This is a genomic window from Pararhizobium sp. DWP3-4 (assembly GCF_049898205.1).
In the GTDB taxonomy this organism is placed as follows: domain Bacteria; phylum Pseudomonadota; class Alphaproteobacteria; order Rhizobiales; family Rhizobiaceae; genus Pararhizobium.
Map to the genome: position 1 here is coordinate 94,709 of NZ_JAFCXF010000004.1, position 25,470 is coordinate 120,178.

Sequence of the window (25,470 nt, forward strand, 5' to 3'; positions counted from 1 at the left end):
GACATCCCCACGCTTTTGTGGCGATAACGCACCGCGCGCAAATTGTTGCGGGAAGCGGCATTTATCCCGTACCCATCCTGTTCCTAAGCATAGGGACTTGGGTTAGAAACGCGGCATGACTCTGAACCGCACCGAACAGAAATTCGCCGATCTGAACCAGCCGAAACCCTGGTCGGGGATCAATGCCTTCCGCTCCGACCCATTGCTGGTCGATATCGCCGCGTCGATGCCGCGTCCCCTGCGCGACGATTTCGAGACGATCGGCCGTTACGTGACCTCGCCCGAGGCGCAGGATCTGGCGCGCATGGCCAACGAGGGCCTGCCGAAGCTGCGCACCCATGGGCCGCGCGGCGAGCGGCTCGACGTCGTCGAATTCCACCCCGCCTGGCACGCGCTGATGCGCCGCTCGGTGACATCGGGCCTGCACGCGTCTGCCTGGGAAAACATTGCCGACGAACGTGGCCGCTCGCACAAGGCTCGCGCCCTGCGCTTCTACCTGACGGCGCAGCTCGAATGCGGCCATCTCTGCCCGCTGACCATGACCAGCGCCTCGGTGGCTGCGATCTCTGCGTCGCCGGCCGTCCAGAAGGAATGGGCGCCAAAAATCCTATCGCGGAAGTATGATTCGTCCAACCGGCCATGGATGCAGAAAGCGTCCGTCACAATCGGCATGGGCATGACGGAAAAGCAGGGCGGCACGGATGTGCGCGCCAATACCTCGACCGCCGAGCGGGTAGGCGAGGGCATCTACCGGCTGAACGGCCACAAATGGTTCATGTCGGCGCCGATGAGCGATGCCTTCGTGATGCTGGCTCAGACCCGTGACGGTCTCGGTTGTTTCCTTGTTCCGCGGCTTCTCGAAGACGGCTCGGCCAATGGCCTGCGCTTCCAGCGGCTGAAGGACAAGCTCGGCAACCGCTCGAATGCCTCCTCCGAAGTCGAGTTCTCCGATACGTTCGGCTTCGTGCTCGGTTCGCCCGATGCCGGCATCCGCACCATCCTCGACATGGTGACGCTGACGCGCCTCGATTGCTCGTTGGCCTCCGCCGGCATGATGCGCGCGTCGCTGGCCGAAGCCGTGCACCATGTGCGCGGCCGCAAGGTCTCAGGCAAGCCGCTGGTGGCGCAGCCGATGATGACCCGGGTTCTGGCCGACATGGCGCTCGATGTTGCCGCTGCCAGCGCATTGTCGTTCCGTCTTGCCGAAGCCTTCGACAGGGCGCGCGACAGCGCCGAAGACGCCGCTTACGCGCGGATCATGACGCCGGTTGCCAAATACTGGAGCTGCAAGATTGCGCCGGCGCTGATCGCCGAGGCGATGGAGTGCATCGGCGGCAGCGGCTATGTCGAGGAACGCCCGATCGCCCGGCATTATCGCGAGGCACCGGTCAATGCGATCTGGGAAGGCTCCGGCAACGTCATGGCGCTCGACGTGCTGCGGGTCCTGACCCGTGGCAAGGACCTATTCGAACTGCTGTTCCAGGTGATCAGCCGCGATCTCGGCCCATCCGCCAAGAAGACCGTCGATGTTCTGAGAGCGGCGATGTCGTTGTGCGAGCGCGACGAAGGGGCAGCCCGGATGCTGGTCGAACAGTTGGCGCTGGCTGCTGCTGCTGCCGAACTCTACCGGCTGGGGGCAGGGCGGATTGCCGATGCGTTCCTTGAGTCGCGGTTGGCCGCCGGCTGGCGCTCGACCTATGGCATGCTCGATTCGCGCTTTGATTCCGCCTATATCGTCGATCTGCTCTATCCGGCGGCGATATAGCCGGTCACGGTTAGAACCAGTGGAATGGTAAAGAACGACACGACTGTCTGGATGGTGGCGACCGCAGCATAGAGCGGCGCGTCGCCTCCCATCTGCTTGGCAAGTAGATATCCGTTCATCGCAGTCGGCACACTGGCGCCAAGGGCGATCACCAGCAGCGCATCGCCACGAATACCGAGCAGATAGGCGGTGCCGACCATGAACACCGGCATGACGATCAGTTTCAGAAACACCGCGAGCAGGGCAACCAAACTTGGCCGCAGCGCGTCCGAGACCTTCAGCCCGGCCCCGACCATGACCAGCCCAAGGCTGAGCGAGGCGCTGGCCAACATCTCGACTGCGGTCAGCAGCGGCTCGTAGACGGGAACCCGAAAGAAATTCAGCACGATCCCGAGCACCGAAGCGACGATCAGCGGATTGGTGGCGATCTTGAAGACGAAGAACCGCAGACCCTTCGGTTCGCCGTTGAAGCCGATCAGCACGCCGATATTGTAGAGATTGATGGGGATGATCACCAAGGTCATCACCAGCGCCGTCAGGCTGAGACCGAGCGGGCCATAGAGTTTCTGGGCGATGGCCAGCGCCATGAAACCGTTCCAGCGCGTTGCCGTCTGAAAAATCGAGGTGAAAGCGGCGGGCGAGACGTGACGGGCGCGCAGCAATGGCCAGAGGAGCAGCAAGGCTGCCGACATCAATGTAATGCTGCCGATCGTCGCGAGCGCGGTCGAATCGGTCTTCATGCCGGCAAAATCGGCCGTTGCCAGTGTCGAAAACAACAGGGCAGGGAACAGGATATAATAGCCGAGCTGCTCCAGTCCTTCCCACAGTGTATTATCGACCAGCGATGAACGCTTCAGCCAGACACCCAGCGAAACCAGCAGGAAGATCGGCAGGATGCTTTCGAAGATGATCGTCATGGGGGAAGGCCTGAACGCATGGAGAGAGGCCACCGATAGACGCTTGTCCACAGCGCGGCAACCGCGCCACGCGGAAATTAACCTTAACAAATGGTTTACGTTGCGCCCTCAAGGTTAACGGGCAAGAGTGGACGTGAAGAGTTTTTTAACGTTTTGCGAAATGGAGCACGTTCGGTGAGAACTGGCTTGATCATCATCATGACGATGTTTTTTGCGAGCCTCGCGCTCGATCTGGCGGTTCCGGCTGTCATCCTTGTGAGCTTGCTCGCTCTGGATCGGTTGTCGGCGCAGTTCAAGTATGGCGCATTGGTGGAGGGGAGAGCAGCATGAAGTGGTTCCTGATCCTCTGGGCGTGCCCGGTCATCCTGCTCACCGGCTGGTACGGCCTATCCTATTACGATATGAGTTTCGGCATCTTCATGCTGACGCGTCAGGCACATGATCTGGTCTTTACCATCTATGGCAATGTGCTCGGCATTCCGCCGGAAACCATTCCGCCGCTGGTCGCTCGCGCCATCGCCTTCGACAGCCTGCTGGTGTTTGCCATCATCGCCTACCGCAAGCGCCGTGAAATCCGCGTCTGGTACAACAAGCGGTTTCCGCCGGCTCAGCCGTCCGAATCTGTGGCTGCGGCCTTCGCCAAGGATGCCAACCTGTCCAGCGCGCCCTGAAGAATGAAGGAGGCGGCGGCCGAATCGATCCGGTCCGCCCGCTTTTTTCTCGAGACATCCATCTCGATCAGCACCCGCTCGGCCGCCACGGTGGACAGTCGTTCGTCCCAGTAGATGAACGGCAGCTCCGTTTTCTGCGCCATGTTGTGCACGAAAGCCCGGGTCGCCTGCGCGCGCGGACCGGCCGAACCATCCATGTTGATCGGCAGGCCGATAATGAAGGCGGCGATCTTTTCCTTCTCGGCCATCGCAAGCAGCGCCTGCGCGTCCAGCCCGAACTTGACCCGCTTGATCACTGCGCGCGGCGTGGCGAACCGCCGTCCGAGATCGGACACCGAAATGCCGATCGTCTTGGTGCCGAGATCAAGCCCGGCGATGGCCTGACTGGGCAGGAGGGCGGATGCGAGATCTTCGATGCTGAGAACAGCCATGTGATTTGCCGATTCGGTCTTTTAGGATTACTCGGGTGATCCATATCCCTATCCTGCCGCCAAATCATCCCCGCCATAAATCCCAAATCACCCCGCCATAAATCAAGGAGTATTGTCATGAAGATCAAGTGGCTCGGACATTCCGCGTTCCATCTGGAAACCGCCAAATCGAAAATCCTCATCGACCCCTTTTTCACCGGCAATCCATCCTTCGACGAATCCTTGCGCAAGGATGCCGCCGCCGGGCTCACCCATATTCTCCTCACCCACGGCCATGGCGACCATGTCGGCGATACGATTACGCTGGCCAAGGAAACCGGCGCGACCGTCGTTGCCAATGCCGATCTCGCCGCATGGCTGGGCTCTAAGGGCGTTCTGGCGATCGAAATGGGCAATACCGGCGGCACCATCCATCTCGACGGCTTTTCCACCACCTTCGTCAACGCGCTGCATTCCTCGGCGCAGCTGACCGAGGACGGCGTGTCGCACTCGCTCGGCAACGCCAACGGCCTCGTCCTGCATTTCGAGGATGAGCCGACGCTTTATCATATGGGCGATACCGACATCTTCTCGGACATGGCGCTGATCCACGAACTGCACCAGCCGGAAATCGGCCTCGTGCCGATCGGCGACCGGTTCACCATGGGCGGTGCCGTGGCAGCCCTGGCCTGCCAGCGCTTCTTCAAGTTCGCAACCGTGCTTCCTTGCCACTACGGCTCGTTCGGCATTATCGACCAGACGCCGGAGCTGTTCATCACAGGCATGGACGGCGCTTCAGCGAAGGTGGAAGCGCCGGCAGTCGGCGGTATTGTTGCCGTCTAAGCGGCTTGCGTTTGCATTCCCCCGTTGCGTGGCAGCACTGCGGCTATTATAGCGGGGGAAAGTTCCTTGAAGACCGGAGACACCCATGTCCGTAGACCTCGCCACCGTGAAGCGCGTCGCGCGCCTTGCCCGCATTGCCGTCACCGAAGAGGAAGTGCTGCGCATGACTGGCGAACTGAACGGCATCCTCGGTTTCGTCGAGCAGCTTTCCGAGGTCGATGTCGATGGAGTCGAGCCGATGACATCGGTGACCCCGATGGCAATGAAGAAGCGCGTCGATGCGGTGACCGATGGCAACAAGGCCGGCGATATCGTCGCCAATGCGCCGAACGAGGATCGCAATTTCTTCCTCGTCCCGAAGGTTGTCGAATAAGCCTTTGCCGCTGCCGCCGCCCGAACGCACCCGATTTTGAAAGCCTGCCCATGACCGACCTGACCCGCCTGACCATCGCTGAAGCGCGCACAAAGCTGAGCTCCAAGGAAATCTCCGCCGTCGAACTGACGGAAGCCTATATCGGCGCGATCGACGCGGCCAACGGTGCGCTGAATGCCTATGTCGTCACCACGCCGGACAAGGCCCGCGAGATGGCCAAGGCATCGGATGCCCGCATCGCCAGCGGCAAGGCCGGTGCGCTCGAAGGCATTCCGCTCGGGATCAAGGATCTGTTCGGCACGGAAGGCATCCATACCCAGGCCTGCAGCCACATTCTCGACGGTTTCAAGCCGCGTTACGAATCCACCGTCACCCAGAACCTCTGGAACGACGGCGCCGTCATGCTCGGCAAGCTCAACATGGACGAGTTCGCTATGGGCTCGTCGAATGAGAGCTCCTATTATGGCCCGGTGAAAAACCCCTGGCGCGCCACCGGCTCGAACCTCGATCTGGTTCCGGGCGGCTCTTCCGGCGGTTCGGCAGCTGCCGTTGCGGCGTTCCTCTGCGCCGGTGCCACGGCCACCGATACCGGCGGCTCGATCCGCCAGCCGGCAGCCTTTACCGGCACCGTCGGCATCAAGCCGACCTATGGCCGCTGCTCGCGCTGGGGCATCGTCGCATTTGCGTCGTCGCTCGATCAGGCCGGTCCGATCGCCCGCGACGTGCGCGATGCGGCCATCCTGTTGAAATCGATGGCGTCGGTCGATGCCAAGGACACGACCTCGGTCGATCTGCCGGTGCCGGACTATGAGGCGTCGCTCGGCCAGTCGCTGAAGGGCATGAAGATCGGCATTCCGAAGGAATATCGCGTCGACGGCATGCCGGAAGAAATCGAAACCCTCTGGAGCCAAGGCATTGCCTGGCTGAAGGACGCCGGTGCCGAAATCGTCGATATCAGCCTGCCGCACACCAAATACGCGCTTCCGGCCTATTATATCGTCGCACCCGCCGAAGCCTCGTCCAACCTGGCCCGCTATGACGGCGTCCGCTACGGCCTGCGCGTCGATGGCAAGGACATTGCCGACATGTACGAAAAAACCCGCGCTTCCGGCTTCGGCACCGAGGTCAAGCGCCGCATCATGATCGGCACCTATGTGCTGTCGGCCGGCTATTACGACGCCTATTACCTGCAGGCCCAGAAGGTCCGCACGCTGATCAAGCGCGACTTCGAACTGGCCTTCCATGCCGGTGTCGATGCGATCCTGACGCCCGCCACGCCGTCCTCCGCCTTCGGCATTGCCGACGAGGACCTGGCATCCGATCCGGTCAAGATGTACCTCAACGACATCTTCACGGTGACGGTCAACATGGCAGGCCTTCCGGGTATCGCCGTTCCCGCCGGTCTCGACCACAAGGGTCTGCCGCTCGGTCTGCAGCTGATCGGCAAGCCGTTCGAGGAGGAAACGCTGTTCAAGACAGCGCATGTCATCGAGCAGGCCGCCGGAAAATTCCAGCCGGTCAAGTGGTGGTAGAAACGGCCTTCCGCCTTCGCAATATGACTGCCGCGGACACCGGGGCAGTCGCGCTGATCGGATTTGAGGCCTGGAAATCCAACCGCATTCACCAGAACTGGTTTGAGCCCACCGTCGAAACGCGCGTTGAAGACAGCTTTCTGACATTTGCCGGACGGCCGGACGCCGAAGTCCTGGTCGCCGTTGCGGCCAATGAAGTGATTGGCTGGGGCGCTCGCGACAGCCGCGAACATCCCGGCGACCGGTCCCGCGGCTGGGATTATATTTCCGATATCTGGATCGCTCCGCACTGGCAGGGCAAGGGCATCGGCTCGGCGCTGATCGGCAAGCTTCTTTCCCGCATGTACTTTGAAAATCTGGGTGTCGCCAGCATCGAGACCGATGCGGCCAACGATCCGGCTCTTTCCCTCTACAAAAAGCTCGGTTTTACCGAGGTCTGGCAAGGCACGGATTTTTCTCCGTCGCTCGGTCTGGACCAGGCCAAGGTGCGTCTGGAAAAATCGATCCTATGATGCTCTACTTGCTGCGGAAGGGGACCGCTGCATGATCATCGTCCGCCTTGCGCGCGAACACGAAGTTCCAGAACTTGCCACGATCGGGCTTGATGCCTGGGAGAAAGCCGTTTCCGGCGTTGCCGATGCGAAGGCGATGCGCCGCGTTGCCGAATTGTCGTTCCTGTCCTTTCTCAGATCGAACTGGTTTTCGGTCAGCGTCGTTGAAATCAGCGGCGTGGTGGCCGGTTGGGCGGCGCGCGAGGATGAGGACGGCACGATATCCGATCTTTGGATAGAGCCATCGCTGCAGAGAAACGGTCTCGGCTCATCGCTGCTTGCCGATCTGGAGCACAGAATTCTGGCTGACGGTTTCGAGGCCGCCATCATTCGGACGCATGCGCAGAATGACAAGGCCATCGGGTTTTTCCGCAAGCACGGATATGCGATCAGTTCGCTGTCGACGGCCTATGCTCCAAAACTCGACCGGGATGTCGAATCGGTCGGCATGACGAAAATGCTGGGAGAGCCTGCAGTCCATAACGATGAGCACTGGTTCTGAATGCGAAAAACCGGCGAGACCGACTGAACGGTCCCGCCGGCTTTGTTTTGTTAGCAGTTGTTCAGCTGCGAGCGCACGAGAACAAGGCCGCGTTGGGTAATCCGGTAGGGCTTGCCGCCGGATGACGAGATTGCCTTCTTCCGTTTCAGTTTACGAAACATATCGAGGCCGAAGCCGGGATAAAGCCAGCCGTCGCGGGTGAAGCATCGAGCGCTGTCGATGGTCTTGCCGTCCAGGCGGAGGATTTCGATGCGGCCGCCTTGGGCCATGAGGTGTAGAATACGCTGTTCTTCGCGTGAAATGTCCATTGATGTTGAGATCCGAAAAGCGTTCGCGTGAACGCATGAAAACGGGTCTGCCGTTCAGTCGAACGTCAGGGCTTCGTTTTCCGGCCCGTGCCCGCAAAAGACTTTTGCAGGCAGGGCCTTCAGGCAATCTCGGATATAGAAAACATCAAAACTCCATAAGGACGGTCGTTTTTAAGCGAAGGATGGCAGCGCCGTCAAGAATGCGATGCGAACATCAGCGACTGATGTATGCCGAGGCCGGCCATGACGCCATCGGCGGAAACGAGCGTGATGTTGCCGAAGGCGCGAGCATTGTCGCCGGCGGCATAGACCCCGGCGACACTGGTCGCTTTGACCGCATCGGTAGTAAGGATTTTTCCGGCAGGGGTCTCCTGCAGGGCGCAGCCGAGGCTTTCGGCGATCGTGCCGCGCATATGCAGTTCGGCTGCGACGAACAGTGCTTTGACGTCAAAAGTGCGGCCGTTCTCCAGCCGAACCCGGAGCATATCGCAGGTACCGGTCTCTATAATGCTGACCGTGCCGGGCTGGAGGGTTACGTTACGCCTCTCGAGAAGGGCAAGTGTCTCTTCGTCCGGCTCCGGCATGCCGTTGGTAAACAGGGTGACATCGCCCCAGTCGGCAACGACTGCCGCCTGATGCGCCGACATCGGCTGTGTCGCCAGGACGCCGATCGGCCCGCCGCCGATTTCATAGCCGTGACAATAGGGGCAATGAAGCACGGTCTTGCCCCAGCGCTCGGAAAGGCCTGGAATATCGGGCAGGCGGTCTTCGACGCCGCTGGCCAGAAGCAATCGCCGGGCAGCAATCGAGCCGTGCCCAGCGACGCTGACATGGAAGTCGTCGAGTACGCCTTCCGCAGCGTCAGCCTCGCCCTCGACGAAGGTTACCGTAGGGTAGGCAGCAAGCTGGGCGCGTGCATCGGTAAGGATCTCCAGTCCTGATTTGCCGTCGAGCCCCAGCACGCCGTGGGAATGGGCGGCGAACCGGTTGCGCGGCGTGCCGCTGTCGATGATGGTGACATGCCGCCGGGCACGGGCGAGAATATAGGCGGCCGACAGTCCGGCAAAGCCGCCGCCGATGATGATTGCATCCTGTTGCATGGTCGTTCCTTCCATAGCTCCGCCATCCGAAAGTTCATGAGAAACCGGATTGGGGAGACATCAGTGTTGATAGGGATGTTAGCCGGGCTGTGTTTCAGCCGGGCTGTTTCAGCGCGGCCCTGTGTTCGGCAAAGCGCCGCTTGAAATCGTCGGCAAGCGTGGCCAGCGTCACTTGTCCGAGGCGCGCAATCAGCATGGCCTCCGCATCGCGAAAAGCATCGTCGAGCGCGTGGTTGACGGCCTGTTCGACCAGGCAGCCCGGGCTTTCGCTGACATTGCCCATCTGGAACAGCATCGGCTCGCCCAGCGCCGCATAGATGTCGCGCATGGTGACGTCTTCCAGTGGCCGGGCCAGCCTCCAGCCGCCGCCATGGCCACGGCCGGAGGTGACAAGGCCTGCCTCGCGCAGCCCGGCCATGGTGCGCCGGACGACGACGGGATTGGTGTGGAGGCAGAGGGCGAGCTCGTCCGATGTCATCGGGCGTTCGCGTTCTGCCATGTGCAGCAATGCGTGCAGCACTGCGGAAAGGCGGCTGTTTCTTTTCATGTAATAACAATAGTTACGAATCACCCTGCACGTCAAGCCGGAATAGGACGTTCAAGACAGACCTTCGTCATTACTTGGCGAGAACGTGCGGAAGCCACAGGGGCGCTGAAAGCCACGCCGTAAGCGCGGCGATATGAATCGTAACGATCAGCAGGAGTTCGGTGCGGAAGGGTTCTTTCCGGGTTTTGTGACGAAGCAGTTGTTGTCCCGCGATCGCACCAAGGCTGCCGCCAATTAGCGCGAGGCCGAGTAGTCTGCTTTCCGGTACGCGCCAATGACCTTCGCGCGCCGCGTCCTTGTCCCACCAGAAGGTGCAGAAGGTTATGATGTTGATCAGCAGAATGATCAGAATGATGGTCTGGCTTGTTGTCATGGTTTCATTTTGCCAGGCAAATCTGAAAGGACTGCAAACAAGCTGACTTCGGAGGGTTTCCATGGTCTCGCCCGCGACAAGCCTTGCACGCCATAGCCAATTGTTCTACCCAGAGACACACGAATTGAAGCTTAAAGAAGAGCATTCCATGACCCTCGTCGACGTCCGCATCTCAGAACCGAAACGCTATATTCCCGGCGCCACTGGCGATTGGGAAGTCATCATCGGCCTGGAAGTCCATGCCCAGGTGACGAGCAATTCGAAGCTGTTTTCAGGTGCCTCGACGACATTCGGCAATGCACCGAACTCCAACGTCTCGCTGGTCGATGCGGCGATGCCCGGCATGCTGCCCGTCATCAACGAGGAATGCGTCAAGCAGGCGGTGCGCACGGGTCTCGGCCTGAAGGCGCAGATCAACAAGCGCTCGATCTTCGACCGCAAGAACTATTTCTATCCGGACCTGCCGCAGGGCTACCAGATTTCCCAGTTCAAGGATCCGATCGTCGGCGAGGGCCAGATCGTCATTTCGGTCGGCCCGGATCGTCAGGGCCAGTTCGAGGATATCGAAATCGGCATCGAGCGGCTGCATCTGGAACAGGATGCAGGCAAGTCGATGCACGACCAGAGCTCGACCATGTCCTATGTCGATTTGAACCGCTCCGGCGTGGCGCTGATGGAAATCGTCTCCAAGCCCGACATGCGCTCGTCCGATGAAGCCAAGGCCTATGTCACCAAGCTGCGGTCGATCGTGCGTTACCTCGGCACCTGCGACGGCAATATGGACGAAGGCTCTTTACGCGCCGACGTCAACGTCTCCGTACGCCGCCCGGGCGAAGATTTTGGCACGCGCTGTGAAATCAAGAACGTCAATTCCATCCGTTTCATCGGCCAGGCGATCGAATACGAAGCCCGCCGCCAGATCGGTATTCTAGAGGATGGTGGTTCGATCGACCAGGAAACCCGCCTGTTCGACCCGGGCAAGGGCGAGACCCGCTCGATGCGCTCGAAGGAAGACGCGCATGACTACCGCTATTTCCCCGATCCGGACCTGTTGCCGCTCGAATTCGACGACGCCTTCGTCGAAGCGCTGAAGGCCGATCTGCCGGAACTGCCTGACGACAAGAAGGAGCGCTTCGTGCGCGGTCTCGGTTTGTCGATCTATGACGCATCCGTGCTGGTGTCGGAAAAAGCGATTGCCGATTATTTCGAGGCCGTGGCTGCTGGCCGCGATGGCAAGATTGCCGCCAACTGGGTCATCAACGACCTGCTCGGTGCCTTGAATAAAGCCGGCAAAGCCATTGAAGAGACTCCGGTTTCCCCCGCCCAGCTCGGCGGCATTCTCGACCTCATCAAGTCGGAAGTGATCTCCGGCAAGATCGCCAAGGACCTGTTCGAAATCGTCTGGACCGAAGGCGGCGACCCGGCTGAACTTGTCGAAAGCCGTGGCATGAAGCAGGTGACCGATACCGGCGCCATCGAAAAGGCTGTCGACGAAATCATCGCCGCCAACCCCGATCAGGTCGCCAAGGTTCAGGCCAAGCCCTCGCTTGCCGGCTGGTTCGTCGGCCAGGTGATCAAGTCGACCGGCGGCAAGGCCAACCCGCAGGCGGTGCAGGCGCTGGTCAAGGCCAAGCTCGGCATCGAGGACTGAGCAATTCCAGGAAAAGTGTGAAACGGTTTTCCGTCCGGAATTGCGATTGAAAATCGAGGACTGAGCAATTCCAGGAAAAGTGTGAAACGGTTTTCCGTCCGGAATTGCGATTGAAAGGCCCAAAAAATGTTCTTCGTCCGCACAGCCACCGAGCGCGATCTGGCGAAAGTCTCGGCGCTTCTCGGTGAGACCGCGCATGCGACTTATGACGCGCAATACGGTGCCGAGAAGATCAACGAGATGACCGCCAAGTGGCATTCCGTGACGGCGCTGAAGGCCAATCTTCAGCGCAAGAATGGCGAATTCTTGGTCGCCGACGATGGCAAGCTGATCGGCGGCATGGGCTTTGCCTCGATGTCCGAAACGCTGCATGAAACGGCGGTGCTGCACCAGCTCTACGTCCTGCCGCAGTTTCAGCGGCAGGGAATTGCCCGCGATATTTTTGCCGAACTCGAAACCTGCTTTCCCTATGCGGGCACGATGCGGGTCGAGGTCGAGGAGAACAACGCTAAGGCTATCGGCTTCTATGACGCGCATGGCTTCGTCAGGGCAGGCGTTGGGGCTGCGACCTGGGGCATTGCAACGATCGTGATGGAAAAGCCTCTGGACTGAGGTTGCGTTGGTTCTCGCGCGCGCTGCTGTCACATTTCCTTCTTCATCCGCTGGCAAGCCACGGTCAGAAAACGGGAATCGGAAGACATGCACGCACCAAAACTACCCCCAACACTGAATGTATCGATCAGGCAGGCAAACCGCGAAGATCTCACCGAGATCATCGCCCTGTTCGCCTCCGATATGCTCGGTGGTCACGGCGACACCACTGCGCCGGATGCCTTTGCCGACTATCTCGCGGCTTTTGAGCGCATCATCGCCACACCCAATGAGACGCTGTATGTCGCCGAGGTCGATGGTGCGGTGGTCGGTACGTTCCAGACCACGATCCTGACGACGTTGTCCGGCCGGGGTAGCTCCAACCTGCTGATCGAGGCCGTGCAGACCCGGAAGGACATGCGCGGCAGGGGGATCGGCGAGACGATGATGCGGTTCGCTATCGATACGGCCCGTGCGCAAGGTCTTTCCAAGGTGCAGCTGAGCTCCAACAAGCAGCGCCTTGATGCCCACCGGTTCTATGAGCGGGTCGGGTTCGAGCCCTCCCATCTCGGTTTCAAGATTCGGTTGAAATAGCGGCGTTGCCACGGAATCACTGGACAAGCGGCAGGCTGCGCGGCATAAGCGGAGCAGTACTCAAGGATATCCCGCGCGTTATTTGGCGCGGCCAAGGACGGACATCATGAAGTCTCTGCTGCAGATTTTTACCTGGTGGAATGGACAGACGATCGGCACCCGCTTTCACACCTGGCGCTTCGGCAAAAGAGTGGGCGAAGATGCGGCCGGCAATGTCTACTATCAGGGCGGCACTGATTCCGAGGGCCGCACGCGCCGCTGGGTGATCTATAACGGTTATGCCGATGCCTCCGCCATCCCACCGGGCTGGCACGGCTGGATGCACCACCGTACCGACGTGTCGCCGGCCGACGAGAGCTACAATGCGCGCGAGTGGCAGAAGCCGCATCAGCCGAACGGCACCGGTTCTGCCCAGGCCTACCGGCCGCCGGGCTCGATCAATGCCACCGGCGAGCGTCCGCGCGTTACCGGCGACTATGATGCCTGGACGCCACGCTCCTGAACCGGATTTGCAAACAGGTCTTCGGGATTGTTGATTGCACCGCAGGCACCATGCCTCGGCCACATTTGATGTTTAGCGCCTGATGCCCGGCACCTTGGCCGGGGATTGCGCGGGAGACGGGCGTTAGAATGGTAGTTTCAAGTCTGCGAATTTCAAAGCGCCGGATGTTTGCGGCAGCCTCGCTGTTCGCGATTGCCGGTACCGCCGTTCTTTCGATGATGACGTCTGCCGACGCAGCAAGGATCACCAACCCGGTTGCCGTTTTTTCCGGTATCGACAAGATCACCGGTCGCATCACCACCTTCGATGTCTATATCGGCGAGACCGTCCAGTTCGGCGCACTGCAGGTGACGCCGCGCGTCTGTTACAGCCGCGACGAGACCGAAGCGCCGAAGACCGACACGTTTGTCGAAGTCGACGAAATCACACTCGACCGCAAGATCCGCCGCATCTTCACCGGCTGGATGTTTGCCGACAGCCCCGGCCTGAACGCCGTCGAGCATCCCGTCTATGACGTCTGGTTGAACAGCTGCAAGGCCAAGTCCGACCTGCCGCCTCCGGATTCCGCAGCCAAGCAGTAATGCTTTAAGGATCGCGTTGACCATCGAAATCCGCACCGATCCGTTTCCCCCGAACGACCAGCTGAACGCGCTGTGGGCAGCAGCCTGGGGCGAACACACGCCGAGAGATTTTTCGGGCATCCTGCCGCGAAGCCTTGCTCATGTCGGCGCCTATGACGATGGTCATCTGATCGGTTTCGTCAACGTCGCCTGGGACGGCGGTATCCACGCCTTCATTCTCGACACTTGCGTGCATCCCGCCAAGCGCCGCATGGGTATCGCGACCCGCTTGGTGAAGGCAGCCGAAACGCTCGCCCGCGAGCGGGGAGCGCTTTGGCTGCATGTCGATTTCGAAGCGCATCTGGCCGCGTTTTATCGCAATTGCGGTTTCAGAAAGACCGAAGCGGGTCTCATGAAACTGCGATAAAGCTCGGGTTTTTTGCGCAGGGTTGTCCCTTAGCCGGATGAGGGGCCGTGCGTGTGTTGCGGTGTCATGAGTGACGCTCGCCACCGCAGTGACGCGAGCCTGCGTATCAAAACTTCAGATGCGGCGTTGCAATCGCCCGTGCCAGCATCTTTTCATAGCGCGACTTGGGTACATCGATTGCGCCAAAATTTTTCAAGTGTTCGGTGGTGAACTGCGTGTCGAGCAGGACAAAGCCCTGTTTGCGCAGCCGCTCGACCAGATGCACGAGGCAGATCTTCGAGGCATCCGTGCGGCGTGAAAACATGCTTTCGCCGAAGAACGCCGAGCCGAGCGAGACGCCGTAGAGACCGCCCACCAGTTCGTCACCCTCCCACGCTTCCACGCAATGTGCGTGGCCCATGCTGTGCAGCGTCGTGTAGAGCGAGCGGATCTTGGCGTTGATCCAGGTGGTCGGGCGGTCCGGGGCAGGGGCGGCGCATCCGTCCATGACCTTTTCGAAGGCCGTGTCGTACCGGATATCGAAAGGCGCGCGCCGGATCGTCTTGGCCAGGCTTTTGGAAATGTGGAAATCGTCGAGCGGGATAATGCCGCGCAATTCAGGCTCGACCCAGAACAGTTCGGGATCGTCAGCGCTGTCGGCCATCGGGAATAGGCCGATGGAATAGGCCCGCAACAGCAAATCCGGTGTAATATCCGGCTGCCTGCTGCGGGTCCCCTTCATTCAAAACCTCATTCGGCCGACTGGGCCAGATAGTTTTCCAGCCAATGGATGTCGTAGTCGCCGTTGGCGATGTCCTGATTGTTGATCAGGTCTTGGAACAGAGGCAAGGTCGTCTTGATGCCGTCGATGACGAATTCATCGAGCACGCGGCGCAGCCGCATCATGCATTCGACGCGGGTGCGTCCGTGCACGATCAGCTTGCCGATCAGGCTGTCGTAGTAGGGCGGAATCTTGTAGCCCTGATAGACGCCAGAATCGACGCGAACACCGAGACCGCCAGGCGCATGGAAATGCGTGATCGTGCCGGGCGACGGCACGAAAGTGCGCGGATCCTCGGCATTGATGCGGCATTCGATGGCATGACCGGAAAAGACGATCTCGTCCTGCGTCACCGACAGACCGCCGCCGGAAGCGACGCGGATCTGCTCGTGCACCAGGTCGATGCCGGTGATGGCTTCGGTGATCGGATGCTCGACCTGCAGGCGGGTGTTCATCTCGATGAAGAAGAACTCGCCATTTTCGTAGAGAAACTCGATCGTGCCGGCGCCGCGGTATTTCAGCTTGCGCATGGCATCGGCGCAGATTTCGCCGATCTTCATCCGCTGCTCGACATTGAGGGCCGGCGAATTGGCTTCTTCCCAGACCTTCTGGTGGCGGCGCTGCAAAGAGCAGTCACGTTCGCCGAGGTGAATGGCATTGCCTTCGCCGTCGCCAACGACCTGAACTTCGATATGGCGTGGCTTGCTGAGATACTTTTCCATGTAGACGGCGTCGTTGCCGAAAGCGGCAAGCGCTTCTGAACGTGCTGTGGAAACCGCCTCGGACAGTTCTTCCTCGTTCTTCGCCACCTTCATGCCGCGTCCGCCGCCACCGGCGGTGGCCTTGATCAGCACGGGGAAGCCGATTTCGCGGGCGATCTCAAGCGCATTTTCCGGTAACACTTCACCGGCCGAACCGGGAACGACCGGAATGCCAAGCGACTTGGCGGTTTCCTTGGCCGTGATCTTGTCACCCATGATGCGGATGTGATCGGCGGTCGGTCCGATGAAGGTGATGCCATGGGCGTCGAGGATATCGGCGAACTTGGCATTTTCGGACAGAAAGCCGTAGCCCGGATGCACGGCATCGGCGCCGGTAATCTCGCAGGCAGCAACGATCTGGTGGATGTTGAGATAGCTGTCGCGCGAGGGCGGCGGGCCGATGCAGACGCTCTCGTCGGCAAGCCGCACATGCATCGCGTTGGCGTCGGCGGTCGAATGAACCGCGACGGTGGCGATGCCGAGTTCCTTGCAGGCGCGCAGCACCCGAAGGGCGATTTCGCCGCGATTGGCGATGAGGATCTTTGAAATCATTTGCTCGGCCTATTCGATGACGACAAGCGCTTCGCCGTACTCGACCGGTGCGCCGTCTTCAACGAGGATTTCGGTAACCTTGCCGGAGCGGGGCGCCGGGATCTGGTTCATCGTCTTCATGGCTTCGATGATCAGGATCGTCTGGCCTTCCTTGACGGTGGCGCCGACTTCCACGAAGGGGCGCGAGCCGGGAGCAGGCGACAGATAAGCCGTGCCGACCATTGGTGCGGTCAGCGCGTTCTTGGACGCCCGTGCGGTTTCTGCAGCGGAGATCGCAGAAACGCCGGCCGAAGCGGCCTGGACCGGTGCGGCGACCGGAACAGGAGCGGACACGTATTGCGGCGTACCGGCGCGGGAAACGCGGATACGCAGGTCATCCTGTTCCACTTCGATTTCGGTGAGATCGGTTTCGTTCAGAATGTTGGCGAGATCGCGGATCAGCGACTGGTCGATGCCGGGTTTCTTGTCAGCCATGGATATGAGCCTCGTGTTCTTTTTATTTCGTCTGTTGTGTGAGTGTCTTTAGCGCATTGAGCGCCAGAATGTAACTGTCGGCGCCAAAGCCGCAGATCACGCCTTTTGCGGCGGGTGCCAGCATCGATTTGTGCCGGAATTCCTCGCGGGCATGAACATTGGAGAGATGCACTTCGACGACCGGAATGCCGATCGCCTTTGCCGCATCGTGCAATGCGATCGATGTGTGGGTGTAGGCGCCGGCATTGATGGCGATGCCCTGCGCTACGCTGCCTGCCTCGTGGAACCAGTCGACGAGATCGCCTTCATGATTGCTCTGGCGGCAGACGACGTTGAGACCGAGCGTATTGCCATGCTCGACACACATTGCCTCGATGTCGGCCAGCGTCTGGCCTCCATAAATACCGGGCTCGCGTTTGCCGAGCGCGTTGAGGTTGGGGCCGTTCAGCACGAAAATGGTCGATGGCATAAGGGATCCGGTCCGATAATCGAGCGCTACCTATAGACCGGCGAACTGCCGAGGAAAAGCCCTTTGGCCCCCCTCGGCATTTGTCCACAAGCCATAACGCGCCGCTTACCCAAAAATGGAACTTAGCAGACGGTCTTGCCGCAGGTACGGACGTTGGTGACCTTGGTTTCAATTTCTTCCGCGCCGACGGCGCCATAAACGGCTTCCTTGCCGATCACGTAGGACGGCGTGCCGGTAATGCCGAGATCGTTGGCAAGCGTGTAGACCTCCTTGACGGCGTCGTCCTGGGTGTTTTCAGCCATCTTCTTACGCAGGTCGGCCTCAGTCACGCCAAGACCGGTGGCCACGGCCATCGCCGTTTCCTCGTTGGCGCGGTCCTCGCCGCCCAAAAGGGCGCGATGGAAGTCACCGTATTTTTCCGGTGCGATGGCGCGGAAGGCGGTGCTGACCTTGTGGGCGGCCATCGAATCCGGTCCGAGGATCGGCAGTTCCTTCAGGACGAAACGGACGTTCTTGTCCTTTTCCAGAATGGTTTCCATGTCCGACAAAGCGCGTTTGCAGTAGCCGCAATTGTAGTCGTAGAATTCGACGATGGTCACATTGCCATTCGGATTTCCAAGCGTCACGTCATAGGGCGACTCGAAGATCGCCTTTTCATTGTCTGTAATGGCAGCCTGCGCCTGCGCCGACTGCTCGTCGGCCTGCTTCTTCTTCAGCGACTGCTGGGCTTCGAGAAGGATTTCCGGATTGGCGACGAGGTATTCCTTGATGAAATCGCCGATTTCCTGCTTCTGCTTGGCATCCAGCGCGTAGGCTGCCGGAGAGGTAGCAGCACTCGCCGTCAAAAGGATGAGCGAAGCGGCGATGATCTTGCGAACGTTGAATGCCATGATGGTCCTCGTTGTCTTTCGTTGCTGCAGTCTGTCGTTCAAGTGTTAGAGCCTCGTACCATAAATGAGGCGCATTCTGCCGGAAGGATTTTTTGTCAGGAAAAGGGCTTTTGTCGAAGGGCATACCAGACGGTACGTCCGAGACAAAAGCCCTTTTCCTGACAAAAAAGCATCCGGCCCTCCGGGTTGCCTGAAATCGGCCGCCCACTGCGTCGAATGGCTTGACCGATGGATCGGCATCGCTCCGCGCCATCCTTCTGGTGGATCGGCCGATTTGAGACAACAGAATGTGCCTCATTTATGGTACGAGGCTCTAAGGCCGCGTCAACAGGCTTGTTTGAAGGACAACAGATATCGTCGCCGACCATAGGGTGGCGCGGCGCCAAACGAAACCGCAAAATCGGCGGAAATGCGGCGCTCGCGCACTTGTGAAGCCCTTTGCGATCAGGCACATGCCTGTCACGTCGAAAACATCGAGGATGTGCCGTTGAAGCCTCTGTCCGCCCGCAGTTCCGTCGAACCGTTTCACGCCATGGATGTTCTGGCCGAGGCCACCAAGCGCCGCCAGGCCGGTTACCCGGTGATCTCGATGGCTGTCGGCCAGCCGAGCCATCCAGCGCCCAAGGCGGCACTGGATGCCGCACGAACCGCCCTTGGCCATGGCCGCCTTGGCTATACCGATGCACTGGGAACTGCATCGCTCAGAATCGCGATCGCCCGGCATTATCGAGCGCGCTATGGCATCGATATCGATCCGCAACGCGTTGCCGTAACGACGGGATCATCGGCCGGCTTCAATCTGGCTTTCCTGGCGCTGTTTGATCCCGGCGATTGTGTTGCCATCGCCCGGCCGGGCTACCCGGCCTACCGCAACATCCTGACAGCTCTCGGTATGAGTGTCGTCGAGGTCGAGGCGGATGCGGAAAGCGGCTTCACACTGACGCCGCAAAGCCTGGAAGCCGCGGCGGTAAAAGCCGGCAAACGGTTGGACGGCGTTCTGCTCGCCAGCCCGGCCAATCCGACAGGCACGGTGACCGGCAGGGCAGGGCTGAAGGCGCTTGCCGACTATTGCCATGACAATAATATTGCCTTCATCTCGGACGAAATCTATCATGGCCTGACTTTTGCCGGCGAGGAGACGACGGCGCTGGCGGTGACCGATGAAGCGGTCATCATCAACTCGTTCTCGAAATATTATTGCATGACTGGCTGGCGGATCGGCTGGATGATCCTGCCGGAGAACCAGGTTCGCGCCTTCGAGCGGATCGCCCAGAGCCTATATATTTCGCCGCCGGAACTGTCGCAAATCGCGGCGGAAGCAGCGCTCGGCTGCGAGGTGGAACTGGATGTCTACAAGGCATCCTATGCCGCCAATCGTGATCTTCTGCTGAAGCGCCTGCCGGAGATCGGTTTTACCATCGCTTCGCCGATGGATGGCGCTTTCTACGCCTATGCCGACGTCAGCCGCTTCACCAATGACAGCATGAATTTTGCCCGCAAGATGCTGGCCGAGATCAATGTGGCAGCAACGCCGGGGCTGGATTTCGATCCTGTCGAAGGGCATCGCGCGATGCGGTTTTCCTATGCGGGGGCAGAAGCTGACATGATCATTGCAATGGACCGAATTGCCCGTTGGCTGGCGTGATCCTGTAGCGATCTCAGGCTGTTAAAGGGGTTTCCGGATTCGGTCTGTTACAGCTGTGAATCGGATTGGGAGCTGGTACAGGTTCGATAAGCCGTTGCTTCATGCGCGCCCACAGTGGACGCGCATGCCTGTGGCGCGTTTCGAGCCGTTTGCCTCAGCGGCAGATACGGACCTTCTGGATGGTGGGGTTGCCTTGCTCGTCCGTCTTGCGGACTATCCTGATCACACACACCGGTTCAAAAGCTGTGTCATAACTCTTGTAGTAGAAGTCATTGTACCGCTGGCGGCCATTGCTGCCGGCCTGGGGTGTGGCTGCAAGCGAAATGGCGGGAATGGCGACGAGCGCCGCTGCGACAAGGAAACGTCGCATGATTGCCTCCTCCGGCTGGTGCCGGGCGAGCCCATCTCGTCCAGCGAAGCACAATCTGCCGCAGCTCCAGTATTTACGCAGTTACTTATGGAACAGGCTTGAAACGAAAAAACCGGCCAATCGCTTGGCCGGTTTTCCCTGTCTCATGTCTCAGATGTTCGTTCGGCTCAGAAGAAGCCGCGCTTCTGCCACCAGCCGCCCTTCTTGGGCTTTGCCGGATCCGCGTCGCCTTCGTCCTTCTTGACGGAGAACGACTTGACCACCGGTTCGCGGGCAATCGTCTCGACATCGCGGTTGGCGCGCACCGGTTTCGTCTCGTCGAGCTTGGTGTCTCCGAGGTCCGCAGCGGCCTTTTCGACAGCCGGCTCCTCGACGGTAGCAACCGCTTCGGGCTTGGCTTCGATAGCAGCCTGGGCATCCGCATCGGCGCTCGCGACAGGCGCCTGCTCGGCAATGGCAACGGCCTCGTCAACGGCAGCCACGGCTTTCTTGCGGCTACGCTTCGGCTTGGCCGGCTTCACCTCTTCCTCGGCGACAACCGGAGCTTCGGCGACGTGCTCAACCGCTACAGCGGCAACCACGGCTTCGGCTGAAACGGCAGCAGCAGCGTCCGCTTCTGGCGCATCGGTGGCGGCTTCTTCACCAGCGGCTTCGCCGTCTGCTGCCAGGTTTTCGCCTTCTGCCTCGTCCGGACGATTGCGGCGCCCGCCACGCTTGCCGCGACGGCGGCGCTTGCGCTTTTGGCGTTCTTCTTCGCTCAGGCCTGCATCCTGCGCATCTTCGCCACCTGCCTGTGCGGCAACGTCGTCGGCTTCGTCCTCGTCGCCATCCTCATCGGAGGCATCGTCGGCGCTGACACCGGCTTCCGTTGCCTGGTCGCCGCCAGGGCGGCCGCCACGCCGGCGACGCCGGCGCTTGCGCTTGCGGTTACCCTGATCGTCACCCGGCTCGGCAGGAGCCCGTTCGCTGCGCTCGGCCCGCTCTGCGCGTTCCGGCTTGGCTTCGACCACGAGTTCTTCGTCGTCTTCGATATCCTCTTCGATGACGATATCGTCGTCTTCGTCGATTTCTGGCTCGAACTGGATGATCTGATCGATCTTGACCGGGTTCTCGACGGCTTCTCCGCGATCGATGGCAAAATGCTGCGCACCGACATGGGCGTCCGCCTCGATGATGATCTGAACGCCAAAACGCTCTTCATAATCGATGATCGTGCCGCGCTTGTGGTTGAGCAGATAGAGCGCGATATCCGGGGTCGTCCGCACGGTGATATTGTGCGTGGTGTTCTTCAAGAGATATTCCTCGACGCCGCGCAGGACATGCAGGGCGACGGAGGACTGCGAACGGACGTGGCCCGTGCCGTTGCAATGCGAGCAGACCTGCATGGTCGATTCAAGCACCGAAGCGCGAATGCGCTGGCGCGACATTTCGAGCAGGCCGAAATGCGAGATGCGGCCAACCTGGATGCGGGCGCGGTCGTTCTTGAGATGGTCCTTCAGGCGCTTTTCAACCGAACGGTTGTTGCGCTTTTCTTCCATGTCGATGAAGTCGACGACCACGAGACCGGCAAGGTCGCGCAGGCGCAGCTGGCGGGCGACTTCTTCGGCGGCTTCGAGGTTGGTCTGGAGGGCCGTGTCCTCGATCGAGTGTTCGCGGGTCGAACGGCCCGAGTTGACGTCGATGGCAACCAGCGCTTCGGTCTGGTTGATGATGATGTAACCGCCGGACTTCAGCGTTACCTGCGGCACCAGCATGCGATCGAGCTGGGCTTCGATGCCCGAGCGCGAGAAGATCGGATGCACGTCGCGGTAAGGCTGAACCACCTTGGCGTGGCTCGGCATCAGCATCTTCATGAAGCCCTTGGCTTCCTTGTAGCCTTCCTCGCCGGCAACGATGATCTCGCTGATATCCTTGTTGTAAAGGTCGCGGATCGAGCGCTTGATCAGTGAGCCTTCCTCATAGACGAGGCAGGGGGCCGTCGAGGACAGGGTGAGCGTGCGAACGTTTTCCCACAGGCGCATCAGGTATTCGAAGTCGCGCTTGACTTCGACCTTGGTGCGGTTGGCACCGGCGGTGCGCAGGATGACGCCCATGCCCTGCGGCACGTCGAGCGCGCGGGCGATTTCCTTCAGGCGCTTGCGGTCCGGCAGGTTGGTGATCTTGCGGGAAATACCGCCGCCACGCGCCGTGTTCGGCATCAGGACCGAGTAGCGGCCGGCCAGCGACAGGTAGGTGGTGAGGGCTGCGCCCTTGTTGCCGCGTTCTTCCTTGGCCACCTGCACCAGCAGAATCTGCCGGCGCTTGATGACTTCCTGGATACGGTACTGCTTGCGCGGACGGCGGCTGGCCTGCCGGTCCGGCACTTCTTCCATGGCGTCTTCGGCGCCAACGGATTCGATGATTTCCTTTTCCTCGTGATGACCATCGTCATCATCGTCGTCATCGTGGCCACGGCGTCCGCCGCGTGTGTCTTCCGAAATGCTGTCGGTATCGACCATGGCAGCCATTTCGCCGCCGTTGCCTTCGTCGCCGTCTGCAGCTTCGGCCGCAGCAGCCTTCTTGGTGCGGCGCGGGCGCTTGGCTTTTGCCTTAGGCTTTTCGTCAGCCTCGACTGCCGCTTCCAAGGTCTCTACCGGCTCGGCAGCGGTCTCGATAATCTCGACGACGTTTTCGACCGTCGTCTCTACCAACTCATCCTCTGTGTCAGGGCCGAGATCCGTGCCGGTTTCGACATGCTCGATGTCGTCGTCGCGGCGCGCTTCTTCGGCTTCCTGCCGCAACAGGGCCTGCCGGTCGGCAAGCGGGATCTGGTAATAATCGGGGTGGATTTCGGCGAAGGCCAGGAAGCCGTGGCGGTTGCCGCCGTAATCGACGAAGGCCGCCTGCAGCGACGGCTCGACGCGCGTCACTTTCGCGAGGTAGATATTACCGCGTATCTGTTTCTTGTGTTCGGATTCGAAGTCGAATTCTTCTATGCGGTTTCCGCGTACGACAACGACGCGCGTCTCTTCAGCGTGAGACGCATCGATAAGCATTTTCTCTGCCATGTAGGTGGTGCTCCTCGGCGCACCCTGGAAACGGCAGGAAAATTGCCTCCCGGAGGAGACTTTCCATGCAGCTCAGGTTTTTCGCCGGATGTGAATGTTCCTGTATGGTTGGGGAGGTCGTCCAACAGCCAGACGGCAGCCGGAACTAGTCTGTTCCGGGGCCTGTTTACTTCTGACCGATACTGCTGGGACAACGTTAATGACCAAACAAGAATGCCAATGTAGTAGGCCTTGACGGCCCGATGAATGTGCCCGGTCACGGGCCTGCGGTGATCGTCACCATAAACGCTCCGGCCACCGCCGGAATTTCTCGATTCAGCATGCGAAGAAAAAGTGGAGCGACGGCGGATGAAGCGCGACTGCTTGTCCGAGACGTGATCTGCGTTGAAGCGGTTTTACCCGTCCCGATCACGCTCTGGCGCCAAGGCTTAAAAAACCCTTTGGCTGCCGGTCGTCGATTCTATCCCGTCAACACTTTCTCCCTGCAAGGCTTTTATGTTTTCTATGTCACAATGGCAAGGGAAAAGCCGGAACTGCCATAATATTGATTGATTCGCTTGTCGGGGTGTGTACTGCCGGAGTGCCGGTTTCCTGCCGTCTTTATGCGCTTTAATGGCGTCGGAGAGGGCAGTCGGTGCGCCTTGAAAGTGGGGAAAGCAAGGTTTGGTTAATCATATGGCGTCAAGGGTACCATAGGCGGTAACGCGCCGGGTGTAGGGCTTTGTCCCGAAACGAGACATCGAGATCGGATTTCGGGAGACGCGACGACCCGGCTCCGGCGGGCATGTGCAACAAGGAAAAGCGGATTTGATCCTGTCAGCAATGATACGACGGTGCCTGCTGGGCCTCATGCTTGTGTCCATGGCGCCAGTCGCCCATGCCACGGATGCGCCGTTGCTCGCTTACGGTGCCCGGATTGCCGGCGACGATGCCCGCACAAGGGTGGTGATCGAATTCGATCGCAAGCCGATTTTCTTCGTCCACTATGTTGCCAATCCTCCCCGTGTCATCGTCGATCTGCCGGAAACCTCCTTCGGTTTGAAGCCCGAGGACCTGAAGGCGCGCGGCCTGTTCACCGAAATCCGCTATGGCGCCATGGGGCCGGGCAGTGCTCGTGTGGTGCTCACGGCCATCAAGCCCGTTGCCGTGACGGTTGCGGACGTCAAGGCTGATGAAGAAGGGAAGGGGTTTCGCCTGGTGCTCGATGCAGAGCGGGTGACCGAGGCGCGTTTTTCCAGCCTGATCGAAGAGCAGAAGTGGACTGGCACCGTGACGGCGGCCAAAACCGACAGGCTGGTCGAGCCGGCGGCGCCCGGAGCATTCATCGTTGCAGTCGATGCAGGCCATGGCGGTATCGATACCGGTGCGATCGGCAGCGAGACCAAGATGGAAGAAAAGAGCGTCACGCTCGCTTTCGCCGCGCAGCTCGTCGAGACGCTCAACAAGGAGAACGGCGTCAAGGCGTTCCTGACCCGCGACAAGGATGAATTTCTCTCCTTGCCGGAGCGTGTACAGGTCGCCCGTCAGCATAGTGCCAACCTGTTCATCTCCATCCATGCCGATACGCTGAAGCAGCGCGATATTCGCGGCGCCACCGTCTATACGATTTCCGACAAGGCATCCGACCACCTGGCCGCCAACCTCGCCGCACGCGAAAACCTGTCGGACGAGATCGCCGGCGTCGCCTTCAAGAGCGAACCGGCTGAAGTTGCCGACATTCTGATCGATCTGACTCGCCGCGAAACGCAGGCATTCTCGGTTAACTTGGCGCGGTCCGTCGTTTCGTCATTCGAGGGTCAGATCAACCTGATCAACAATCCCCACCGTCATGCCGGGTTCCGTGTGCTGCAGGCCCCGGATGTGCCGTCGATTCTGCTGGAGCTGGGCTTTTTGTCCAATAAGGAGGATGAAAAGCTCCTCGTCGATCCAGTCTGGCGCAGCAAGGTCGCCGGTCTGCTCGCCGTCGCCGTGCGCCGCTATCGCGGCGAGACCTTGGCAAACGGCGGTTGAAGGCGGCCCGGCCCGAGCTTCATCGCCTACCGTTCCAGGGGCTGGACCAGTAATTACATGTGTTGTGATTTGTGTCGCTCGAGTAACAGCGCTATCGTTTTCAACGGGATGACCTATGTTTAAACGGCAGCAAGCCCTATTTTGCTCACAATCCGGTCGCTATCCGGAAACCTGAATTGCGCGGTGGGTGATCTGAAAGAAGATGGCCAGCCGCAAACATGCAACGTGGGGAAGCGTCACCGGACATCCGGAGCGCGTTTCATTCGTTGTTTAAT

Annotated in this window: 30 protein-coding genes; 17 read left to right on the forward strand and 13 right to left on the reverse strand. The window is 60.1% G+C overall.

Going from position 1 to position 25,470, the window contains the following annotated elements; genetic code table 11:
• The first annotated feature begins 115 nt into the window (after nt 1–115).
• Entirely contained in the window at nt 116–1,765 is a 1,650-nt protein-coding gene (locus ACP7E6_RS12140) for an acyl-CoA dehydrogenase family protein (RefSeq protein WP_426230023.1), read from the forward strand.
• Here the strand turns inward: ACP7E6_RS12140 and ACP7E6_RS12145 are convergent.
• Nucleotides 1,747–2,682 (reverse strand): AEC family transporter, encoded by a 936-nt coding sequence (locus ACP7E6_RS12145; protein WP_426230024.1) that lies wholly within the window; start codon nt 2,680–2,682, stop codon nt 1,747–1,749. The two genes, ACP7E6_RS12140 and ACP7E6_RS12145, sit on opposite strands and share 19 nt — an antisense overlap.
• A gap of 186 nt (nt 2,683–2,868) precedes the next feature.
• On the opposite strand from ACP7E6_RS12145, the gene ACP7E6_RS12150 reads away from it, so the two are divergent.
• A complete protein-coding gene (locus ACP7E6_RS12150) occupies nt 2,869–3,012 on the forward strand; it encodes a hypothetical protein (RefSeq protein ID WP_426230025.1) in 144 nt (47 codons plus the stop codon).
• Nucleotides 3,009–3,353, forward strand: coding sequence for a DUF6105 family protein (locus ACP7E6_RS12155; RefSeq protein ID WP_426230026.1), 345 nt, complete (start codon nt 3,009–3,011; stop codon nt 3,351–3,353). The genes ACP7E6_RS12150 and ACP7E6_RS12155 overlap by 4 nt, the downstream gene beginning before the upstream one ends.
• Here ACP7E6_RS12155 and ruvX read toward each other — a convergent pair.
• Nucleotides 3,290–3,784, reverse strand: a complete 495-nt coding sequence (ruvX, locus tag ACP7E6_RS12160) for a Holliday junction resolvase RuvX (RefSeq protein ID WP_426123080.1) — start codon at nt 3,782–3,784, stop codon at nt 3,290–3,292. The genes ACP7E6_RS12155 and ruvX overlap by 64 nt on opposite strands.
• A gap of 117 nt (nt 3,785–3,901) precedes the next feature.
• On the opposite strand from ruvX, the gene ACP7E6_RS12165 reads away from it, so the two are divergent.
• From ACP7E6_RS12165 to ACP7E6_RS12185, 5 genes are all read left to right on the forward strand, one after another.
• Complete coding sequence (locus tag ACP7E6_RS12165) at nt 3,902–4,606, forward strand: metal-dependent hydrolase (protein ID WP_426230027.1); 705 nt, start codon at nt 3,902–3,904, stop codon at nt 4,604–4,606.
• Nucleotides 4,607–4,691: 85 nt separating this feature from the next.
• Entirely contained in the window at nt 4,692–4,979 is a 288-nt protein-coding gene (gene gatC, locus ACP7E6_RS12170) for an Asp-tRNA(Asn)/Glu-tRNA(Gln) amidotransferase subunit GatC (RefSeq protein ID WP_426230028.1), read from the forward strand.
• Between the two features lie 50 nt (nt 4,980–5,029).
• Complete coding sequence (gene gatA / locus ACP7E6_RS12175) at nt 5,030–6,511, forward strand: Asp-tRNA(Asn)/Glu-tRNA(Gln) amidotransferase subunit GatA (protein WP_426230029.1); 1,482 nt, start codon at nt 5,030–5,032, stop codon at nt 6,509–6,511.
• Between the two features lie 23 nt (nt 6,512–6,534).
• Entirely contained in the window at nt 6,535–7,023 is a 489-nt protein-coding gene (locus ACP7E6_RS12180) for a GNAT family N-acetyltransferase (protein WP_426230030.1), read from the forward strand.
• Between the two features lie 31 nt (nt 7,024–7,054).
• Nucleotides 7,055–7,564 (forward strand): GNAT family N-acetyltransferase, encoded by a 510-nt coding sequence (locus ACP7E6_RS12185; RefSeq protein WP_426230031.1) that lies wholly within the window; start codon nt 7,055–7,057, stop codon nt 7,562–7,564.
• A 50-nt stretch (nt 7,565–7,614) separates the two neighbouring features.
• Here the strand turns inward: ACP7E6_RS12185 and ACP7E6_RS12190 are convergent, their stop codons facing one another.
• From ACP7E6_RS12190 to ACP7E6_RS12205, 4 genes are all read right to left on the reverse strand, one after another.
• Nucleotides 7,615–7,872, reverse strand: coding sequence for a YjhX family toxin (locus ACP7E6_RS12190; protein ID WP_426230032.1), 258 nt, complete (start codon nt 7,870–7,872; stop codon nt 7,615–7,617).
• Between the two features lie 194 nt (nt 7,873–8,066).
• Nucleotides 8,067–8,972 (reverse strand): NAD(P)/FAD-dependent oxidoreductase, encoded by a 906-nt coding sequence (locus ACP7E6_RS12195; protein ID WP_426230033.1) that lies wholly within the window; start codon nt 8,970–8,972, stop codon nt 8,067–8,069.
• 94 nt (nt 8,973–9,066) lie between these two features.
• Nucleotides 9,067–9,519 carry an Rrf2 family transcriptional regulator gene (locus tag ACP7E6_RS12200; RefSeq protein ID WP_426230034.1) on the reverse strand — a complete coding sequence of 151 codons (453 nt, stop codon included), beginning with the start codon at nt 9,517–9,519 and terminating at the stop codon, nt 9,067–9,069.
• 70 nt (nt 9,520–9,589) lie between these two features.
• Nucleotides 9,590–9,955 (reverse strand): DUF1294 domain-containing protein, encoded by a 366-nt coding sequence (locus ACP7E6_RS12205; RefSeq protein ID WP_426230035.1) that lies wholly within the window; start codon nt 9,953–9,955, stop codon nt 9,590–9,592.
• An 85-nt stretch (nt 9,956–10,040) separates the two neighbouring features.
• Between ACP7E6_RS12205 and gatB the strand changes: the two genes are divergently transcribed.
• The 6 genes from gatB to ACP7E6_RS12235 all read left to right on the forward strand — a co-directional run bounded on the left by gatB (nt 10,041) and on the right by ACP7E6_RS12235 (nt 14,217).
• Nucleotides 10,041–11,543 (forward strand): Asp-tRNA(Asn)/Glu-tRNA(Gln) amidotransferase subunit GatB, encoded by a 1,503-nt coding sequence (gene gatB, locus ACP7E6_RS12210; RefSeq protein ID WP_426230036.1) that lies wholly within the window; start codon nt 10,041–10,043, stop codon nt 11,541–11,543.
• 126 nt (nt 11,544–11,669) lie between these two features.
• Nucleotides 11,670–12,155 (forward strand): GNAT family N-acetyltransferase, encoded by a 486-nt coding sequence (locus ACP7E6_RS12215; protein ID WP_426230037.1) that lies wholly within the window; start codon nt 11,670–11,672, stop codon nt 12,153–12,155.
• An 87-nt stretch (nt 12,156–12,242) separates the two neighbouring features.
• Nucleotides 12,243–12,728 carry a GNAT family N-acetyltransferase gene (locus tag ACP7E6_RS12220; RefSeq protein ID WP_426230038.1) on the forward strand — a complete coding sequence of 162 codons (486 nt, stop codon included), beginning with the start codon at nt 12,243–12,245 and terminating at the stop codon, nt 12,726–12,728.
• Nucleotides 12,729–12,834: 106 nt separating this feature from the next.
• Nucleotides 12,835–13,230, forward strand: coding sequence for an NADH:ubiquinone oxidoreductase subunit NDUFA12 (locus ACP7E6_RS12225; RefSeq protein ID WP_426230039.1), 396 nt, complete (start codon nt 12,835–12,837; stop codon nt 13,228–13,230).
• Nucleotides 13,231–13,358: 128 nt separating this feature from the next.
• Nucleotides 13,359–13,811 (forward strand): DUF2155 domain-containing protein, encoded by a 453-nt coding sequence (locus tag ACP7E6_RS12230; RefSeq protein ID WP_426230040.1) that lies wholly within the window; start codon nt 13,359–13,361, stop codon nt 13,809–13,811.
• Nucleotides 13,812–13,827: 16 nt separating this feature from the next.
• Nucleotides 13,828–14,217 (forward strand): GNAT family N-acetyltransferase, encoded by a 390-nt coding sequence (locus ACP7E6_RS12235; RefSeq protein WP_426230041.1) that lies wholly within the window; start codon nt 13,828–13,830, stop codon nt 14,215–14,217.
• 106 nt (nt 14,218–14,323) lie between these two features.
• Here ACP7E6_RS12235 and aat read toward each other — a convergent pair whose 3' ends face one another.
• From aat to ACP7E6_RS12260, 5 genes are all read right to left on the reverse strand, one after another.
• Nucleotides 14,324–14,938 carry a leucyl/phenylalanyl-tRNA--protein transferase gene (gene aat, locus ACP7E6_RS12240; RefSeq protein WP_426230042.1) on the reverse strand — a complete coding sequence of 205 codons (615 nt, stop codon included), beginning with the start codon at nt 14,936–14,938 and terminating at the stop codon, nt 14,324–14,326.
• An 8-nt stretch (nt 14,939–14,946) separates the two neighbouring features.
• On the reverse strand, nt 14,947–16,290 hold the full coding sequence (gene accC, locus ACP7E6_RS12245) for an acetyl-CoA carboxylase biotin carboxylase subunit (protein ID WP_426230043.1): 1,344 nt from the start codon (nt 16,288–16,290) through the stop codon (nt 14,947–14,949).
• A 9-nt stretch (nt 16,291–16,299) separates the two neighbouring features.
• Nucleotides 16,300–16,764 carry an acetyl-CoA carboxylase biotin carboxyl carrier protein gene (gene accB / locus ACP7E6_RS12250; protein WP_426123060.1) on the reverse strand — a complete coding sequence of 155 codons (465 nt, stop codon included), beginning with the start codon at nt 16,762–16,764 and terminating at the stop codon, nt 16,300–16,302.
• A gap of 22 nt (nt 16,765–16,786) precedes the next feature.
• On the reverse strand, nt 16,787–17,233 hold the full coding sequence (gene aroQ / locus ACP7E6_RS12255) for a type II 3-dehydroquinate dehydratase (RefSeq protein WP_426230044.1): 447 nt from the start codon (nt 17,231–17,233) through the stop codon (nt 16,787–16,789).
• Between the two features lie 122 nt (nt 17,234–17,355).
• A complete protein-coding gene (locus tag ACP7E6_RS12260) occupies nt 17,356–18,123 on the reverse strand; it encodes a DsbA family protein (RefSeq protein WP_426230045.1) in 768 nt (255 codons plus the stop codon).
• A 532-nt stretch (nt 18,124–18,655) separates the two neighbouring features.
• Here ACP7E6_RS12260 and ACP7E6_RS12265 point away from each other — a divergent pair.
• Nucleotides 18,656–19,768: a pyridoxal phosphate-dependent aminotransferase gene (locus ACP7E6_RS12265; protein WP_426230326.1), complete on the forward strand. Its 1,113-nt coding sequence runs from the start codon at nt 18,656–18,658 to the stop codon at nt 19,766–19,768.
• Between the two features lie 154 nt (nt 19,769–19,922).
• Here ACP7E6_RS12265 and ACP7E6_RS12270 read toward each other — a convergent pair whose 3' ends face one another.
• Nucleotides 19,923–20,138: a hypothetical protein gene (locus tag ACP7E6_RS12270; RefSeq protein WP_426230046.1), complete on the reverse strand. Its 216-nt coding sequence runs from the start codon at nt 20,136–20,138 to the stop codon at nt 19,923–19,925.
• Between the two features lie 167 nt (nt 20,139–20,305).
• On the reverse strand, nt 20,306–23,185 hold the full coding sequence (locus tag ACP7E6_RS12275) for an Rne/Rng family ribonuclease (protein WP_426230047.1): 2,880 nt from the start codon (nt 23,183–23,185) through the stop codon (nt 20,306–20,308).
• 242 nt (nt 23,186–23,427) lie between these two features.
• Here ACP7E6_RS12275 and ACP7E6_RS12280 point away from each other — a divergent pair, with 242 nt between their 5' ends.
• Complete coding sequence (locus ACP7E6_RS12280) at nt 23,428–23,727, forward strand: hypothetical protein (protein ID WP_426230048.1); 300 nt, start codon at nt 23,428–23,430, stop codon at nt 23,725–23,727.
• A 307-nt stretch (nt 23,728–24,034) separates the two neighbouring features.
• Nucleotides 24,035–25,195, forward strand: a complete 1,161-nt coding sequence (locus tag ACP7E6_RS12285; protein WP_426230327.1) for an N-acetylmuramoyl-L-alanine amidase — start codon at nt 24,035–24,037, stop codon at nt 25,193–25,195.
• The last annotated feature ends 275 nt before the right edge of the window (nt 25,196–25,470 follow it).

Excerpts from the sequence above, each read along its gene's own strand:
- ACP7E6_RS12140 (WP_426230023.1), top strand. The coding sequence starts at position 116 with ATGACTCTGAACCGCACCGAACAGAAATTCGCCGATCTGAACCAGCCG.
- ACP7E6_RS12145 (WP_426230024.1), bottom strand. The coding sequence starts at position 2,682 with ATGACGATCATCTTCGAAAGCATCCTGCCGATCTTCCTGCTGGTTTCG.
- ACP7E6_RS12155 (WP_426230026.1), top strand. The coding sequence starts at position 3,009 with ATGAAGTGGTTCCTGATCCTCTGGGCGTGCCCGGTCATCCTGCTCACC.
- ruvX (WP_426123080.1), bottom strand. The coding sequence starts at position 3,784 with ATGGCTGTTCTCAGCATCGAAGATCTCGCATCCGCCCTCCTGCCCAGT.
- ACP7E6_RS12165 (WP_426230027.1), top strand. The coding sequence starts at position 3,902 with ATGAAGATCAAGTGGCTCGGACATTCCGCGTTCCATCTGGAAACCGCC.
- gatC (WP_426230028.1), top strand. The coding sequence starts at position 4,692 with ATGTCCGTAGACCTCGCCACCGTGAAGCGCGTCGCGCGCCTTGCCCGC.
- gatA (WP_426230029.1), top strand. The coding sequence starts at position 5,030 with ATGACCGACCTGACCCGCCTGACCATCGCTGAAGCGCGCACAAAGCTG.
- ACP7E6_RS12180 (WP_426230030.1), top strand. The coding sequence starts at position 6,535 with ATGACTGCCGCGGACACCGGGGCAGTCGCGCTGATCGGATTTGAGGCC.
- ACP7E6_RS12185 (WP_426230031.1), top strand. The coding sequence starts at position 7,055 with ATGATCATCGTCCGCCTTGCGCGCGAACACGAAGTTCCAGAACTTGCC.
- ACP7E6_RS12190 (WP_426230032.1), bottom strand. The coding sequence starts at position 7,872 with ATGGACATTTCACGCGAAGAACAGCGTATTCTACACCTCATGGCCCAA.
- ACP7E6_RS12195 (WP_426230033.1), bottom strand. The coding sequence starts at position 8,972 with ATGCAACAGGATGCAATCATCATCGGCGGCGGCTTTGCCGGACTGTCG.
- ACP7E6_RS12200 (WP_426230034.1), bottom strand. The coding sequence starts at position 9,519 with ATGAAAAGAAACAGCCGCCTTTCCGCAGTGCTGCACGCATTGCTGCAC.
- ACP7E6_RS12205 (WP_426230035.1), bottom strand. The coding sequence starts at position 9,955 with ATGGAAACCCTCCGAAGTCAGCTTGTTTGCAGTCCTTTCAGATTTGCC.
- gatB (WP_426230036.1), top strand. The coding sequence starts at position 10,041 with ATGACCCTCGTCGACGTCCGCATCTCAGAACCGAAACGCTATATTCCC.
- ACP7E6_RS12215 (WP_426230037.1), top strand. The coding sequence starts at position 11,670 with ATGTTCTTCGTCCGCACAGCCACCGAGCGCGATCTGGCGAAAGTCTCG.
- ACP7E6_RS12220 (WP_426230038.1), top strand. The coding sequence starts at position 12,243 with ATGCACGCACCAAAACTACCCCCAACACTGAATGTATCGATCAGGCAG.
- ACP7E6_RS12225 (WP_426230039.1), top strand. The coding sequence starts at position 12,835 with ATGAAGTCTCTGCTGCAGATTTTTACCTGGTGGAATGGACAGACGATC.
- ACP7E6_RS12230 (WP_426230040.1), top strand. The coding sequence starts at position 13,359 with ATGGTAGTTTCAAGTCTGCGAATTTCAAAGCGCCGGATGTTTGCGGCA.
- aat (WP_426230042.1), bottom strand. The coding sequence starts at position 14,938 with ATGAAGGGGACCCGCAGCAGGCAGCCGGATATTACACCGGATTTGCTG.
- accC (WP_426230043.1), bottom strand. The coding sequence starts at position 16,290 with ATGATTTCAAAGATCCTCATCGCCAATCGCGGCGAAATCGCCCTTCGG.
- accB (WP_426123060.1), bottom strand. The coding sequence starts at position 16,764 with ATGGCTGACAAGAAACCCGGCATCGACCAGTCGCTGATCCGCGATCTC.
- aroQ (WP_426230044.1), bottom strand. The coding sequence starts at position 17,233 with ATGCCATCGACCATTTTCGTGCTGAACGGCCCCAACCTCAACGCGCTC.
- ACP7E6_RS12260 (WP_426230045.1), bottom strand. The coding sequence starts at position 18,123 with ATGGCATTCAACGTTCGCAAGATCATCGCCGCTTCGCTCATCCTTTTG.
- ACP7E6_RS12265 (WP_426230326.1), top strand. The coding sequence starts at position 18,656 with ATGGATGTTCTGGCCGAGGCCACCAAGCGCCGCCAGGCCGGTTACCCG.
- ACP7E6_RS12270 (WP_426230046.1), bottom strand. The coding sequence starts at position 20,138 with ATGCGACGTTTCCTTGTCGCAGCGGCGCTCGTCGCCATTCCCGCCATT.
- ACP7E6_RS12275 (WP_426230047.1), bottom strand. The coding sequence starts at position 23,185 with ATGGCAGAGAAAATGCTTATCGATGCGTCTCACGCTGAAGAGACGCGC.
- ACP7E6_RS12280 (WP_426230048.1), top strand. The coding sequence starts at position 23,428 with ATGAATGTGCCCGGTCACGGGCCTGCGGTGATCGTCACCATAAACGCT.
- ACP7E6_RS12285 (WP_426230327.1), top strand. The coding sequence starts at position 24,035 with ATGCTTGTGTCCATGGCGCCAGTCGCCCATGCCACGGATGCGCCGTTG.